At 28.7% G+C, this 15,957-nt stretch carries 12 protein-coding genes; 9 read left to right on the top strand and 3 right to left on the bottom strand.

Features of this window, described 5'->3' with window-relative positions; translation table 11 throughout:
• Window positions 1–4: 4 nt before the first annotated feature.
• On the bottom strand, window positions 5–478 hold the full coding sequence (gene coaD, locus MK115_RS04600) for a pantetheine-phosphate adenylyltransferase (RefSeq protein ID WP_025961160.1): 474 nt from the start codon (window positions 476–478) through the stop codon (window positions 5–7).
• Window positions 479–537: 59 nt separating this feature from the next.
• On the opposite strand from coaD, the gene MK115_RS04595 reads away from it, so the two are divergent.
• The 4 genes from MK115_RS04595 to MK115_RS04580 all read left to right on the top strand — a co-directional run bounded on the left by MK115_RS04595 (window position 538) and on the right by MK115_RS04580 (window position 4,289).
• Window positions 538–1,026, top strand: coding sequence for a flavin reductase family protein (locus MK115_RS04595; RefSeq protein WP_011818417.1), 489 nt, complete (start codon window positions 538–540; stop codon window positions 1,024–1,026).
• Between the two features lie 9 nt (window positions 1,027–1,035).
• Window positions 1,036–2,994 carry an excinuclease ABC subunit UvrC gene (gene uvrC / locus MK115_RS04590; protein ID WP_287609719.1) on the top strand — a complete coding sequence of 653 codons (1,959 nt, stop codon included), beginning with the start codon at window positions 1,036–1,038 and terminating at the stop codon, window positions 2,992–2,994.
• A gap of 88 nt (window positions 2,995–3,082) precedes the next feature.
• A complete protein-coding gene (hemJ, locus tag MK115_RS04585; protein ID WP_079292514.1) occupies window positions 3,083–3,649 on the top strand; it encodes a protoporphyrinogen oxidase HemJ in 567 nt (188 codons plus the stop codon).
• The gene (locus tag MK115_RS04580) at window positions 3,642–4,289 is read left to right on the top strand and encodes a PHP domain-containing protein (RefSeq protein ID WP_025923179.1); all 648 of its coding nucleotides are present in this window, start codon (window positions 3,642–3,644) and stop codon (window positions 4,287–4,289) included. Before hemJ ends, MK115_RS04580 begins: the two co-directional genes overlap by 8 nt.
• Window position 4,290: 1 nt before the next feature.
• Here the strand turns inward: MK115_RS04580 and cobN are convergent, their stop codons facing one another.
• On the bottom strand, window positions 4,291–8,028 hold the full coding sequence (gene cobN / locus MK115_RS04575; protein ID WP_287609716.1) for a cobaltochelatase subunit CobN: 3,738 nt from the start codon (window positions 8,026–8,028) through the stop codon (window positions 4,291–4,293).
• 72 nt (window positions 8,029–8,100) lie between these two features.
• On the opposite strand from cobN, the gene MK115_RS04570 reads away from it, so the two are divergent.
• Window positions 8,101–9,015: a branched-chain amino acid transaminase gene (locus MK115_RS04570; RefSeq protein ID WP_025894521.1), complete on the top strand. Its 915-nt coding sequence runs from the start codon at window positions 8,101–8,103 to the stop codon at window positions 9,013–9,015.
• 18 nt (window positions 9,016–9,033) lie between these two features.
• Window positions 9,034–12,600 (top strand): methionine synthase, encoded by a 3,567-nt coding sequence (metH, locus tag MK115_RS04565; protein WP_287609714.1) that lies wholly within the window; start codon window positions 9,034–9,036, stop codon window positions 12,598–12,600.
• Between the two features lie 9 nt (window positions 12,601–12,609).
• Here the strand turns inward: metH and MK115_RS04560 are convergent, their stop codons facing one another.
• Window positions 12,610–12,828 carry a DUF8667 family protein gene (locus MK115_RS04560; protein WP_025888346.1) on the bottom strand — a complete coding sequence of 73 codons (219 nt, stop codon included), beginning with the start codon at window positions 12,826–12,828 and terminating at the stop codon, window positions 12,610–12,612.
• 99 nt (window positions 12,829–12,927) lie between these two features.
• On the opposite strand from MK115_RS04560, the gene MK115_RS04555 reads away from it, so the two are divergent.
• The 3 genes from MK115_RS04555 to MK115_RS04545 all read left to right on the top strand — a co-directional run bounded on the left by MK115_RS04555 (window position 12,928) and on the right by MK115_RS04545 (window position 15,528).
• Window positions 12,928–13,311, top strand: coding sequence for a DUF2237 family protein (locus MK115_RS04555; protein ID WP_025923183.1), 384 nt, complete (start codon window positions 12,928–12,930; stop codon window positions 13,309–13,311).
• A 48-nt stretch (window positions 13,312–13,359) separates the two neighbouring features.
• A complete protein-coding gene (locus tag MK115_RS04550) occupies window positions 13,360–14,190 on the top strand; it encodes an ATP adenylyltransferase family protein (protein ID WP_287609709.1) in 831 nt (276 codons plus the stop codon).
• A 327-nt stretch (window positions 14,191–14,517) separates the two neighbouring features.
• Entirely contained in the window at window positions 14,518–15,528 is a 1,011-nt protein-coding gene (locus MK115_RS04545; RefSeq protein WP_287609706.1) for a molecular chaperone DnaJ, read from the top strand.
• The last annotated feature ends 429 nt before the right edge of the window (window positions 15,529–15,957 follow it).

Below are 15,957 nucleotides of genomic sequence, written 5' to 3'. Positions count from 1 at the left end.
AATATTATTTAAAATATTCTTTTAAATCCCTCTCAACAGAGGGGGGTACCATGTGATTAATTTCACCACCAAATTTTGCAACTTCTTTTACTAAAGAACTACTAAGAAAACTATAATTTGTATTTGTCGATAAAAATATAGTTTCAATATCATTATTAAGAGATTTATTTGTATGAGCAATCTGAAGTTCATACTCAAAATCACTCATTGCTCTTAAGCCTCTAAGAATAAGATTAGCTTTTAGATCATTTGCACAATCAACAGTTAGACCAGAATAAGAAATAACTTCAATATTAGGTAAATGAGAAAGAGAATTTTTTATTTGTATTATTCTTCTTTCAAGATTAAATGTTGGTGTTTTAGAAGTATTTTCTAAAACAGCAACTACTAGATTGCCAAATATTTTTTCAGCCCTTTCTATTAAATCAAGATGCCCGTTTGTTAAAGGATCAAATGTACCTGGATAAAGAATTTTCATGAATTTATTATGATCGAATAAGAAATTTAGTTAAAATAAGATTATTAGATAAATCAATTATGACATTAAATCTAGAAGCAAAAAAAATCTTATTAAGAAAAATACCTCACGGATTATTTATTTGTGGCGTTAGAGACGAGGATAAAAATGAAGTGAATGGATTTACTGCAAGTTGGGTGACTCAAGGTTCCTTCACCCCACCATTAGTTGTAATGGCTGTTAGAGCAGAGGGTTCTAGTCATGAAATAATAAAGTCAACCAATAAGTTCTCATTAAATGTGCTCAAAAGTGATCAAAAGGATCTAGCAGCTGTTTTCTTTAAACCTCAAAAAGCATTAGGAGGTAGATTTGAATCTGTTGAATTTAATTTAGGTGAGCTTGGATTGCCTATTTTAGTTGATAGTGTTGGTGGTGTTGAATGTAATGTTGTTGGAAGTGTTATGCATGGAGACCATACCGTTTTTGTAGGAGAGGTTCAATCTGCTTATCTGAATAATGATGTTGACTCACTAAATTTATCTTCAACTGGCTGGAATTATGGAGGTTAATCATTATAAATGAGTAATTCCTCTATCGAAAAAATAAATAACAAATATAATTTTAAAATTGAATATAAATTAATTAATAATAAGGAGTTATTAAAATCAAGATTATCCGAAATTCCAAAGTCATCTGGTTGTTATCTTTTTAAAGATATTGATAATAACTTACTTTATATCGGTAAATCTAAAAAACTACGCAGTAGAGTAAGTAGTTATTTCAATAATTATTCAGATTTAACTCCCCGATTAAGTTTGATGGTTCGTCAAATAACTGAAATAGAAATAATAGTCACAGATAGCGAATATGAAGCATTAAATTTAGAGTCAAATTTAATTAAAACAAACAAACCATATTTTAATATTCTTTTAAAGGATGATAAGAAATATCCATATCTTTGTATAACTTGGAGTGAAAAATATCCTCGAATATTTATTACAAGAAGAAGAAGAAATAGAAATAATTTAGATAGATATTATGGACCTTATGTTGATGTCGGATTATTAAGGAGAACATTATTTACGATAAAAAAAATATTTCCACTTAGACAAAGACCAAGGCCAGTCTATAAAGATAGAACTTGTTTGAATTATTCAATAGGAAGATGTCCAGGTGTTTGCCAAGAAGTTATATCATCTGACGATTATAAAAAAATAATGAAACAAGTATCTATGATATTTCAGGGAAGAAATGATGACTTAGAAATATTTTTACAAAAAAAAATGCTGCAATTTTCAAATGATTTAGATTATGAGAATGCAGCAAAAATAAGGGACCAAATTTCAGGTTTAAAATTATTAACTGAATCACAAAAAATATCAATACCAGATTCTTCAATTAATAGAGATATCTTTGGAATAGTTTCAGAAAAAAATGTAGCTAGTATACAAATTTTCCAAATGAGATCTGGTAAGCTCATTGGGAGAATTGGCTATAGTCAAAAATTAAATAATGAAGATGAAAATCTTATTTTACAAAAGATATTAGAAGAGCATTATATGAATGTTGAAGCTGTAGAAATACCATCAGAAATTCTTATTCAATATAACCTTCCAAAACAAGCAACCATAGAGGATTGGTTAACGGAGCTAAGAAAAAAGAAAGTAAAAATCTTAATCCCAAAAAGAAATAAAAAACATGAAACTGTAGAAATGGTTTTAAAAAATGCGAAATTGGAATTAGATAGAATATTAAATGGGATACAAGATAATGAATCATCAATTGAGGATCTTGCCCAAATACTTGAATTAAGCGAACAACCTAAAAGAATTGAAGGTTATGATATAAGCCATATTCAAGGTAGTGACCCTGTAGCATCACAAGTCGTTTTTATTGATGGGATTCCTTCTAAACAGCATTATAGGAAATATAAAATTAAAGATCCAAACGTTTTTGTAGGACATAGTGATGATTTTGCTTCGATATATGAAGTAATACATAGAAGGTTTAAAAAATGGTCAAGATTTAAAAAAAGCGGAGGGGATTTTTCAATATTAAATGATAAAACGAATAGTAAATTAGACAATGAACTTCTATCAGATTGGCCTGATTTAATAATGATTGATGGAGGAAAAGGACAGTTAAATGCAGCTATTAAAGCATTAAAAGAATTAAATCTTGAGGAAGAAGTAACTATATGTTCATTGGCAAAAAAAAATGAAGAAATATTTATTCCAGGATTTACTAAGTCTCTTGATACTGATGAAAATCAAAAAGGAGTTCTTCTATTAAGAAGGGTAAGAGATGAAGCACATAGATTTGCATTATCTTTTCATAGAGACAAAAGATCTAAGAGAATGAATAGATCTCAATTGTCCCAAATCAGTGGATTAGGACCATCAAGAATAAGAGAATTGCTTGAGCATTTTAAATCAATAGACGCGATAAGAATAGCTAGTAAAGAGGATTTATCAAAAGTTAAAGGACTTGGAAAAAATTCAGTAAATGATATATATGAATATTTTAACGAGTTATAAATATTAATTAATTTTTGAAAAATAGATTTCTTGATATTGTTAAATATAACTATATTAAAAATATATATTTTTAAATTAATCTAGTAATTTGGCAGCTGAAGCATATCTCTGGTTTAAATCACTTCACATTATTGGTGTAATCGTTTGGTTTGCGGGACTTTTTTATTTAGTAAGACTTTTTATATATCATGAAGAATCTAAAAATATGGATAATGAATTAAAAATTGCCTTTAATAAACAATACACCTTGATGGAAAAAAGGCTGGCGAATATAATCACAACACCTGGGATGATATTAGCTTTAAGTATGGCTATATGCATGGTTATTATGCAACCAAGTTGGTTAAGTGAGAAGTGGTTGCAAATTAAAATTTCTTTTGTTTTGGGATTAGTAATTTATCATTCTTATTGTTATAAAATAATGTATTCATTACAAAATGGTACTTCAACCATTTCAGCAAAAAACCTTAGATTATTAAATGAATTGCCTACTTTATTATTATTTATAATTGTACTTTTAGTTATTTTTAAAAATAATTTTCCAACTAGTGTTGCTACATGGAGCGTAGTTGGACTAATTATTTTCATGTTGGCTTCAATACAATTATATGCAAAGATTAGAAAGAAAAATGAGAATTCATTAAGTAATGAATAGGGAAGACTTAGTAAAATTAACTTCCAATATTAATAAAAATAGTTGTCCTAAAAATATTAATTTTCACTGTCATACAAAATTTAGTGATGGAAGTCTAGAACCATATGAACTTTTAGAACAAGCTTATAAAAATAACTTGAAATTTTTATCAATAACCGATCATCATACAATTAAAGCTCATGAATATATAAAAAAAAATAATATACTCAAAAATTATCCTAAAGATTCTTTTACATTAATTTCGGGAATAGAAATTAATTGTTTGATTCTAGGATGTTTAGTACATGTAATTGGATTGGGAATAGATATAAAAAGTAAATACCTAAATCCCTACATCCTTGGAGAGTCTCCAATAGGTAATGATTTAAATATTAAATCAGTTATTAAAGCAATAAATTTAGCTGGTGGTTTATCATTTCTTGCACATCCAGCGAGATACAGGATTCCCTTTTATAAATTAATTCCAGAGGCCAAAATACAAGGTATTGATGGAATAGAGGTTTGGTACGATTATGAACTTAATGAAGTATGGAATCCTAGTTTATTTGTATGTTCAGAAATAGATAAATTAGCAGATAAATATTCAATGCTAAAAACATGCGGAACAGATAGTCATGGACTTTCGCTATTAGGTAGATAATTCAGAATTCGTTTTTTTCAATTATTGAATCAGTATTAATAATTATGTTCTTTAAATTTTCAATGACATCTGATGAACAATTATTCCACATTTTTCTATTGACAATTTCAAGAAATCTTTGTGCAATATCTCTTAAAGCCCATGGATTATTCTCTAGAAAGAAATTCCTAAGATCCAGATCACATAACCATGATTTATAAACTTCCTCATAACACCAATCTGAGACTACTTCAGTAGAAGCATCAAAAGCATATAAGTAATCTAGTGTAGCTGAAAATTCAAACGCTCCTTTATAACCATTATCCTTCATTCCATTTATCCATTTAGGGTTAAGTATTCTTGATATAACAACTTTATTAATTTCATCTTGTAATTTTGAAATTTTAGATAATCCAAATTTTGATAAATCACCATGATACATTTCAGGTAATTTACCGCTCAATTTTTTTACTGCTGAAGATAATCCACCCTGAAACTGATAATAATCATCAGAATCTAAAATATCATGTTCCTTATTATCTTGGTTATGAACAACTAACTGCACATTTTTAAGAGCATTTTCTAATGATTTTTTATCCTCTATAGGTTCAAGATTATCACTGTAAATCCACTTACTCCAATTAAGAAAAGATTCTCCAAAATCATCAATATTTTCCCAATTAGAATTTGAAATTAGTTCTTGCAGACCAGCTCCATATGAACCTGGCGCTGACCCAAATATACGATTAATTGAATCACCATCCCTTGATGCCCCAGCAAGAGGGTTAAATTTATCATCCTCATTAAGATTAGAAACAAGATTTATTGCTTTAGAAGTTAATTTAACTAACTGTGGAAATGCATCTCTAAACATTCCCGAAATCCTTAAAGTAACATCAACCCTTGGTCTTTCGAGAACAGATAAAGGAATGATTTCTAGATCAACTACTCTTCTTGAAGGCCCATCCCAAATAGGCTGTACTCCTAATAAATATAGTATTTGACAAATGTCTTCACCACCATTTCTCATTGTGGATGTTGCCCATACAGATATTGCTATATTTTTTAAATCTTCTCCATTATCTTGTTTGTATAAATCAAGTATTTGTGAAGCGGATTGACAACCAACACTCCATGCTGATTCAGTTGGCAGTCCTCTCGAATCAACTGAAAAGAAATTTTTACCAGTGGGTAAAGCTTCAGTTTTACCTCTCGTAGGGGCTCCAGATGGACCACTTTTTACATATTGTCCATTTAATGAATTAATAAATGATAATTTCTCATTATATGAAGAATTAATGATTGGATATAGAATCTCTTTTTTTAATAATAAAAAATACTTATTATGTTTTTTTTCATTAAAGAAATAGTCTATTATTTTCTGATTTTTATATTTTTCTAGATTTTTTATATTGGTATTCTTTTTGTAAAAAAACAAATATATTAAATACTTTGCTTGTTGTTCCAAAAAATCAATAGCCATTCTAAAGTTTAAAATGTTTTTGTTGGAAAAAGTCAATAATATTTTTTTATCCTTTTCACTTAACATTTGATCATATTGATTTGTCCAAGGATTCAAATCTAGTTTTAAATGTTTTGCTATATATTGAATAACACCAATTCGGTTGGCATTTGGTACTCTAGCAATACACAAGAATAAATTTATTTCATTAATGTCATTCTGCCTATTGCCAAAAATATGCAAACCTGTCCTAATTTGAGATTCTTTAATTTTGCAAAGAAAGGAATCAATTTCTTCTATTTGATTATTTTTATTCTTTAAAGTAATTTCGCTAAAATCTTTTTTAATTAATTCAAAAATGGATTTTTCTATTATTTCAATCCGATTAGAATTTAATAATTTTGCTTCAAAATATTCGTCTAAATAATTTTCTAATATTGAATATTTTCCATATAATTCTGACCTATCCAAAGGAGGGGTTAAATGATCAATAATTGTTGCAGCAGTTCTTCTTTTAGCTTGGGATCCTTCTCCAGGATCATTTACGATAAAGGGATATATGTTTGGTATTGCTGGACAAATAATATTTGGAAAACATTTATTGCTGAGACCTATAGATTTACCAGGTAACCATTCAACAGTCCCATGTTTACCAATATGGCACATAGCATTTGCATTAAAAACTTTTTCAATCCAAAAATATTGTGCTAAATATCTATGGGGAGGTGGAAGATCGGGAGAATGAATATCTCTATCAGTGAAAGCGTCATAACCTCGTTGAGGTTGAATCAATAATGTTATTTTTCCAAATCTAATACCATTTATTGAGAAGCCTTTATTATCTAGATCGATCGCATCAGATGGTTTACCCCAACGATTAACAATAATATTTTTGGGATCAAGTTCTAAATAATTCCAATATTTTAAATATTCACTAAGTGGTAAGTAATCTAATGGTTTATTATTTTGAGATTCAATATCATTAGTTCTAGTTTTTATAAGCATTGACATTAATTCCGAAGAATCTTGAGGATAATTACAAGATCCAAGGTCATAACCTTCTTCTTTTAACCAATTAAGAATATTTATTATTGAAGATGGTGTATTTAGACCAACGCCATTACCGATTCTTCCGTTCTTTACTGGATAATTACTTATTACTAAACAAATTCTTTTATCAAAATTATTAAGTTTCTGAAGTTTCACATAATTTGTTGCAAATTTTGAAATCCATTGAATACCTACTTGATCAGCTTTGTAACTAGTTATTTCACTATATAGTGTATTTTTCTTAGAAATTATTTCTTTAAATGCTGAAGGACAGGTAGTAATTCTTCCATCAAATTCAGGAATAATTATTTGCATTAATAAATCAGATGAATTCATTCCAATAGATGAATTTAACCACTTTTTTCTTGATCTATTAGAAGAAAGAAGCTGTAAAATTGGAATTTTAAGAGAAGTAAAAATATTTGTTGAATTTTCAATTAAATCGTTATTTTTGATTTGAGATGAAGAAAATGAAGTTGTGGTAATTATTAGTTTAATATCTTCTTTTTTAAAAATGTCTATTAATTTCTTCTGAATAATATGATCTTTTAGTGTTGAAATAAAAAATGTTTTAGGAGATAATCCGCATTTTCTTAATTGCAAGTTAAGTTTTTCGTTTACTTCAATTTCATTAGCCAAAAAAAGTGATTTATAGGATATTATTCCTATCTTTTCGCCTTTTTCATTTTTCCAATCATATAAATAGGGATCTGCATAAAAAGTAATATTCAAAAAATCATCAGGAATTAATTTTTCATCTACAACTAAATAATTTAAACAATTAAGAAACTTTCTATAATTATCCAGTCCTCCAGATCTTAGTAATCTAGAAATATTTAATGCAATATTTTTATCTATACTACTTATTTCACATAAGGAAATTTCCTGGTCAATGGTACCTGATAGGATTACTAACTTCCTTTTTTTATTAACTGCTTGCCAATTTAAAAGTTGTTCAATTCCATAGTTCCATGTACCTTTATCTCCAAATATTCTAAGTACGACAACTTTTGCATAATTTATTGTTTTTAATAAATAATTATCTATTTGAGCTGAGGAATTTAAATTAGAAATTTCTAAAGCTCTTATATTATTTTTTAATGAAGCAAATTCTTTTTCTAACAATAAGTTTGATATAAGATTTAAATCAGCCTTGACACTTGTTATAAAAATAAAATCTGCAGCTGGTTGCTCAATTAAATCATCCTTATTCTTTTCATTTCCTGCTATATTTAATATCCTGTGCATTTTTATATATAAATAAGGTTTAGAATACGTAAGTAGGATAAAACAAGTTTACCTTAATTAAATAAATTAAATATGCATGAATTTCTTCCATACGCCTGGTTCGAAGGTAAATGTATTCCATTTAAAGAAGCAAAAATATCAATAGCTACTCATGCACTACATTACGGTACTGCTGCATTTGGAGGAATGCGAGCGATACCTAACCCAACAAACAAAGAAGAATTCCTTTTGTTTAGAACTGATAAACATATAAAAAGATTATCTCAAAGTGCAAAATTACTCTTAACTGAAATTTCTGAAGAATATATTTTTAAAGCCTTAGAAGAAGTTATAAAAAGAAACAAGCCAGAAAAACCTATTTATATAAGACCATTTGTATATACAAGCGATTTAGGTATAGCGCCAAGGTTACACAATATTGAAACAGATTTCTTTATTTATTGTATTGAACTAGGAGATTATCTATCCCCAGATGGTGTTTCTTGTAGAATGAGTAGTTGGACAAGACAAGAAGATAGATCTCTCCCCTTAAGAGGAAAAATAAGTGGAGCATATATTACTAGTTCATTAGCCAAAACAGAAGCTAGTTTATCGGGTTTTGATGAAGCCCTGCTATTAAATTCAAGTGGTAAGGTAAGCGAAGCTAGTGGTATGAATTTATTTATTGTAAGGAATGGAGACTTAATCACTCCTGGTGTTGATCAAGATATCCTTGAGGGGATTACTAGAGCTAGTGTAATTGAATTAGCAAAATCTTTTGGAATAAATGTAATTGAAAGGCCTGTTGATAAAACAGAATTATTAATAGCAGATGAAGTTTTTCTAACTGGTACAGCAGCAAAAATTACACCAGTTAAAAAAATTGAATCAACTGAATTAAATGTTGAAAGACCAATAATGAATAAATTAAAAAGTAAGCTTATAGAAATAACAGAAGGTCGTTCTCAAGACTATGATAATTGGGTAACAAGAATTTCACTAAAATAAATTAATTTTTACCTAAAAATGGAATCTTTCAGAACCTATCTAAATAGAGATGAAAAACCATTAATTATTTTTGACGGAGGTACTGGAACATCTTTTCAGAACTTAAATCTTACTGCAGATGACTTTGGAGGAAAAGAATTAGAGGGATGTAATGAAAACCTTGTTTTATCATCGCCAGAGGTAGTTGAGAAGGTTCATAATTCATTTTTAGAAGCAGGTTGTCATGTTATAGAAACTAATACATTTGGAGCCTCATCAATAGTTCTTGATGAATATGATATTGCGGATAAGGCTTATGAGATAAATAAAAATGCGGCATTTATAGCAAAAAAAGCTGCTGCCAAATACTCATCAGTTGATAAACCAAGGTTTGTAGCAGGTTCAATTGGGCCAACAACTAAATTACCCACCTTAGGACATATAGATTTTGATGAATTAAAGCAATCATATAAAGAACAAATTTATGGTCTTATAGATGGAGGAGTTGATCTTCTTTTGATTGAAACTTGTCAGGATGTTTTACAAATTAAATCTGCCTTATTAGCATCAAAAGAAATTCTTGAAAGTAAAAATATTGATATACCTTTAATGGTATCTATAACAATGGAAACAACAGGTACTATGCTTGTTGGATCTGATATTGCTTCTGCATTAACAATATTAGAGCCATTTAATATAGATATCCTTGGACTTAATTGTGCAACTGGTCCTGAGCAAATGAAGGAACATATTAAATATTTGTCTGAAAATTCTCCCTTCGCTATAAGCTGTATTCCCAATGCAGGTCTTCCTGAAAATATTGGTGGTGTAGCTCACTATAGATTAAAGCCAATAGAATTAAAGATGCAGTTAATGAATTTTATATATGACTTTAATGTTCAATTAATAGGTGGATGTTGTGGGACAACACCTGAACATATAAAATACCTGTCTTCAATAATCGATGAAATTATTGATATTGAAAGGACCTACAACAATGGTAAGAAAAATTCAAGTGGTTTTATTCCATCTGCCTCATCAATATATAACTCTGTGCCATATAAACAAGACAATTCAATTTTGATAGTAGGAGAAAGATTAAATGCAAGTGGATCGAAAAAGGTAAGGGAGTTATTAAATAACGACGATTGGGATGGCTTAGTTGCAATTGCCAAGCAACAACAAAAAGAAAATGCTCACGTTCTTGATGTAAATGTTGATTATGTAGGCAGAGACGGAGTGAAAGATATGAAAGAAATAACTTCAAGACTAGTTACCAATATAAATTTACCATTAATGATTGACTCTACAGATGCTGACAAAATGGAAAGTGGATTAAAGTCAGCTGGTGGTAAATGTATTATAAATTCAACCAATTACGAAGATGGCAATGAAAGGTTTGATCAAGTTCTAAATTTAGCCTTAGGGTATGGTTCAGGTCTTGTTGTCGGAACAATTGATGAAGATGGAATGGCAAGGAATTCAGAAAAAAAATATAAGATTGTCAAACGAGCGATTAATAGAACAAGAGAATGTGGTTTGTCAGATTATGAGCTATTTTTTGATCCATTAGCTCTGCCAATATCTACAGGGATAGAAGAAGATAGATTAAACGCTAAAGAAACTATTAGTGCTATATTAAAAATTCGTGAAAATTTCCCAGATATTCATATCATACTTGGGATATCAAACATTAGTTTTGGTCTTTCACCATTATCAAGAATTAATCTAAATTCAATATTTTTAGATGAATGCATTAAAGCAGGATTAGATTCTGCTATCATCGCACCAAATAAAATTTTGCCATTATCAAAAATTTCTGAAGAAACTAAAAAGCTTTGCTTAGATTTGATATATGACAAAAGAGAATTTGAAGATGATATTTGTATTTATGATCCATTAGTAGAATTAACAAAGGCTTTTCAAGATTTATCTATTCAAGATTTCAAAAAAGCATCTTCAGAAAATAAAAACCTAACTCTTGAAGAAAGTCTGAAAAATCATATTATTGATGGAGAAAAAATAGGATTAGAGGATCAATTAAATAAAGCGTTAAAAAAATATAAACCTCTTGAAATAATTAATACCTTTTTACTAGATGGGATGAAAGTTGTAGGAGATTTATTTGGCTCAGGTCAAATGCAATTGCCATTTGTACTCCAATCCGCTGAAACAATGAAATTTGCTGTTTCAATTTTAGAACCATATATGGAAACTGTAGATGAAAACATATCAAATGGAAAACTCTTAATTGCAACTGTCAAAGGCGATGTACATGATATTGGAAAAAATTTGGTAGATATAATACTTACAAATAATGGTTATGACGTAATAAATCTAGGAATAAAGCAAGATGTTTCAGCAATTATAGATGCACAAAAAAAGCACAATGCAGATTGCATCGCTATGAGCGGATTACTTGTTAAATCAACTGCTTTTATGAAAGATAATTTAGAGGCTTTTAACAATGAAAATATTAGTGTACCAGTAATATTAGGAGGCGCAGCCTTAACCCCAAAATTTGTAAATGAGGACTGCAGCAAAATATATAAAGGGAAAATATTGTACGGAAAAGATGCGTTCACTGATCTTAAATTCATGAATGAATATATGGATAATAAGAAAAAGGGTAATTGGTCAAATACAGAGGGTTTCATTAACAATGAGGGTATAAATATTAATTTAGCCTCATCAAAATCCAACTCTCAAGCTGTTAAAAAATCAATATCCATAAATACCGAGACTTCCAAATTAAATTTAAAAGAAAATTTTATAAGATCTAAATTTATAAATGAAGAAGATCCAATTCAAGCCCCTTTCTTGGGAACGAAAGTCTTGAACGATGTTGATATAGATTTAAATAAGTTAATATTTTATTTAGATACAAAAGCTTTATTTAGCGGGCAATGGCAAATAAAAAAAGGAAAAAACCAAAGCGTAGATGAATACAATAACTATTTGGATTCATATGCTAAACCATTGTTAGATAAATGGTTAGAGATAATTATAGAGAAAAAACTTATATCACCCAAAGCAGTTTATGGATATTTCAGATGCGGGAGAAAAGATAATAGTATTTTCTTATTTGATGAGAAATCATTAAATAAAATTTCCCAATTTAATTTTCCACGACAAAAATCTGGGAATAATTTATGCATAGCTGATTTTTATTGTGATTTGAAAAATGATAAACCGATAGATATATTTCCTATGCAGGCAGTAACCATGGGCGATATTGCTAGTGAATATTCTCAAAAATTATTTAAAGAAGATAAATATAGCGATTATTTGTTATTCCATGGACTTACAGTGCAATTAGCAGAAGCTCTAGCTGAGTATGTCCATGCATTAATTCGTATTGAATGTGGTTTTAGGTCTGAAGAACCAGACAAAAATAGAGAAATACTAGCTCAAAAATATAGAGGAGCTAGATATTCTTTTGGTTATCCTGCATGTCCAAAAGTATCTGATTCAAACATACAATTATCATTGTTGGATGCAAAAAGAATAAACTTGACCATGGATGAATCTGAACAACTTCATCCAGAACAAAGTACTACAGCTATCATTTCACTACACTCAAAAGCTAAATATTTCAGCGCTTAAGCTAAATTTTTAGTTGTTTTCTAAATATTCAATAATTTCTTCCTGTAGTTCTTCCATCGTTTCATTATCACCCAGATCAAGTCCCTCACCCGCGGCATCCTGTGTTAACTCAAGATAATATGAAGCACCATCACTAGATAAAAATTCTAATGCGGAAGTTTCATCACTATCTTTAAAAGCTTCATAAAGAGCTTTAAATGCAATGTTTTCAGTAAAGTCCCAATCCATAATGAAAAAAACCTTATTAGAATTATTACCTCCTTACCCCCCATACTCGTCAACCTTTTTTAAAGAAATGTTGGTGTTTTATTATTATTAAAAAAATCTATGACCATAAATAATCAAAATCAGTTAAATGTCCTTGGAGAAGAAATTGAGATTTGTAGTTGCGCACCTATGACAGGGTGGTTCAGGGATGGATTTTGCAACTATGACAAAAATGATGGAGGGAATCATTCCATATGTTGTGTAATGGATGATAATTTCCTGAAATATAGTAAATCACAAGGTAATGATTTAATAACTCCCATGCCTATTTATTCCTTCCCAGGACTAAAGGATGGTGATCATTGGTGTATTTGTCTTGATAGGTGGAAGCAAGCATTATTAGACGGTCTTGCACCAAAAGTCATATTAGAATCAACGAATATTGTAGTCTTAGAATCAGTACCTCTGGAAAAATTGAAAGAATATCAATTTAATAAAAAGTAATTACAAGTTTATTTTTTTTTTTAAAATGATAATGATAAATTTTTTTAAATGAGTTTAGAAATATATTGGAAAAAAGCACTAGAACAAACTCGATTATCAATTGATGATGAATCATTATATCCTCTCAAAACTGATATTATTACAAGAGATTTATATGAAAAAGACGACTTCATAATTAGGAAACTCGATACTTCAAAATTTAATAAAAAAAAAATTTATGGTCCTAAGCAAAATCCATTTTGTCCTTGGGAAAAGATACTAGAAATTGATAAAATTGGTGATAATCATCAACTAATATTAAATAAGTACCCTGTACAAAAAGGTCATATTTTACTTATTACAAATGAATGGAAACCTCAAAATGGATGGTTAGATATTAAAGATTGGAGAGCGATCCAACAAGTTAATAAAGATACTAGTGGATTATGGTTTTTCAATAGTTCTCCAATTGCGGGAGCAAGTCAACCTCACAGGCATTTTCAACTTCTGCGTAGATCTAAAGGTGAGATATCATGCCCTAGAGAAAAGTGGTTTTTAGAGATGAACTCATATCAAGATCTAGATAGTAAGCTTAAAAAAAATATTATTGTATCCAAATTTAATTTTTTAGAAAATCCATCATGTCTTTTTGAATTTTACTTAGAATTATGCAAGAAATTAGGACTTGGGGACCCTATTAGTGATAAGAAACCGATATATCCTTACAATATTTTAATAACTAATAAATGGATCGCTATTATAAAAAGAAAAAATGATCATATTCATGGTTTCAGTATTAACGGTTTAGGATTTGCAGGATATCTATTAGTAACTGAAAATTCAAATATTAATTATTTAAAGAAATTTGGCCCTGAAAAACTTCTAGAAAGTTTTGTTTGAATACTAGTTAGTTACTTCAACTTCCTTATCCCTGCTTATTTGGCTTTCTAGAACTTCTATAGATGCTGTTACGGAGGCAATTTTACGTTCAAGTGAATCCTTAATATAATTGAGCATTTCTAATTTCTTATGTTGATAAAAACTCTTTTTTTCTTTAGATGACTTGAAATAACAATTAAACATTTTTTATTTTTATTATAAAAAGACACTTAATTGACTTGTGACATAAAAATAAATTGGTTTTAATTTAAAAACAATATTCCGTATGGACTTTCAATTTTTTTTGAATAAAATTAAATAAATTCCATACTATTCAAGAAAATATTATTGAATATTCCTGAAAATTCAAATACAAAAAGAATTTCAATTGATTTACCTGAGGAACTAATTTCCAGGTTTGATCAATTACGAAAAGAGTGGGGATTTAGAGCAAGAGGACCTGTAATAGAAAAGATACTTAAAGAACTTCTTCAAGAAGATGATTTACTACCTAAGAACCAACAGCAAGAAATAGACTTTAACGAGAATAATAATAATGAAAATTTAAATATTGATGAAGATACTGCATTGGTATTAATTAAATCAGACGTAAAAAAAGAAGTTAATGAGATATCTTTGAATAAAAGATTTACAAATAACAATCAATATAAAGAAAAAGCCAACTCAAACATAAGCCTTCCCAATTTTGTTGAAAAAAAAGTAAAGAATCTAAGAAGAAGTATTAATAGTGAAAAATTAAAGGAGAATATTAATGATATTCAAATTAATACAATTAAAGAAACTGAATTAATAAAATGTCGAATTGAGTTAATTAGTCATTGGAAAACCTTATATGGATCAGTTCCTAATGATCATGTAGTAGAAGCTTCGATGGATTGGTTTGAAAGGGATATATGGCCAAATCTTGATGGAACTGAAAATCTACCCTTTACGTGGAGTGCAGCCAATAAATTAATGTCAGAATTATGCCCATTTTGGATAAAGAAAAATCCATCCCTTGAAATTGTTTTATTAATGATTGGCGTTTTAGAAGACCCTTTTGCTACATCAGATCTGATAAATAGAATACCAACACTTATGAGAAGGTTTGTAAGTAGATTTAAGCGAAATAATAGATCAAATTCATTTGAAACTTTGGACTCAACAATGACAGTACATGGAGCACTTAAATTATTGAATTTATCAACATCCGCAGGATCCGCTCATACGTTCCGTAAAATTAGGGAGGCCTATAAATCAATAGCCTTAGAGACGCATCCAGATGCTGGAGGATCAACAGATCAAATGAGAAAATTAAATGAAGCGTATCAATTGCTAAAAAATCTATATAGAAATTAGTATACTAATTCTCAAATAAGACTATTTATAAGTCTATTTAATAGTCTCATATAAGATAGCTGCTAAATTGAATATTTCTAATTTTTGTCAATTATTTTTCTTCAAATATATGGAAACAATAATTATGTATAAATGAAATAAAAATAGAATATACATCTAATGAATAAAAATTCGTTGTATAGTTATTCTTAGATGAGACTTATTATAAGTCTATTATATAGTCTTAAATAAGATATGTAAGATATATTAATTTATCAATTTGAATGATTCATTCTCAAACTGTTTATTACCTGGGAAAAATTAAAAATTGAATAATAAATCAACAAATTATGTCCTTTCAATGTCCAAGAAATTAATAACGCTTAAAAAGTCTTGATATCAGTAAGTTTAAAGTTTTCCCGTACTGCCTTAAAGACAGTACTACTTAGA

Origin of the sequence: Prochlorococcus sp. ALOHA_ZT_50, assembly GCF_022447305.1 — a bacterium.
GTDB lineage: Bacteria > Cyanobacteriota > Cyanobacteriia > PCC-6307 > Cyanobiaceae > Prochlorococcus_A.
This window is presented reverse-complemented; position numbering and strand designations above follow the sequence as displayed.

Bases quoted from the DNA above. Each gene is read 5' to 3' on its own strand.
- coaD (WP_025961160.1), bottom strand. From the start codon at position 478: ATGAAAATTCTTTATCCAGGTACATTTGATCCTTTAACAAACGGGCAT.
- MK115_RS04595 (WP_011818417.1), top strand. From the start codon at position 538: ATGACATTAAATCTAGAAGCAAAAAAAATCTTATTAAGAAAAATACCT.
- uvrC (WP_287609719.1), top strand. From the start codon at position 1,036: ATGAGTAATTCCTCTATCGAAAAAATAAATAACAAATATAATTTTAAA.
- MK115_RS04580 (WP_025923179.1), top strand. From the start codon at position 3,642: ATGAATAGGGAAGACTTAGTAAAATTAACTTCCAATATTAATAAAAAT.
- cobN (WP_287609716.1), bottom strand. From the start codon at position 8,028: ATGCACAGGATATTAAATATAGCAGGAAATGAAAAGAATAAGGATGAT.
- MK115_RS04570 (WP_025894521.1), top strand. From the start codon at position 8,101: ATGCATGAATTTCTTCCATACGCCTGGTTCGAAGGTAAATGTATTCCA.
- metH (WP_287609714.1), top strand. From the start codon at position 9,034: ATGGAATCTTTCAGAACCTATCTAAATAGAGATGAAAAACCATTAATT.
- MK115_RS04560 (WP_025888346.1), bottom strand. From the start codon at position 12,828: ATGGATTGGGACTTTACTGAAAACATTGCATTTAAAGCTCTTTATGAA.
- MK115_RS04555 (WP_025923183.1), top strand. From the start codon at position 12,928: ATGACCATAAATAATCAAAATCAGTTAAATGTCCTTGGAGAAGAAATT.
- MK115_RS04550 (WP_287609709.1), top strand. From the start codon at position 13,360: ATGAGTTTAGAAATATATTGGAAAAAAGCACTAGAACAAACTCGATTA.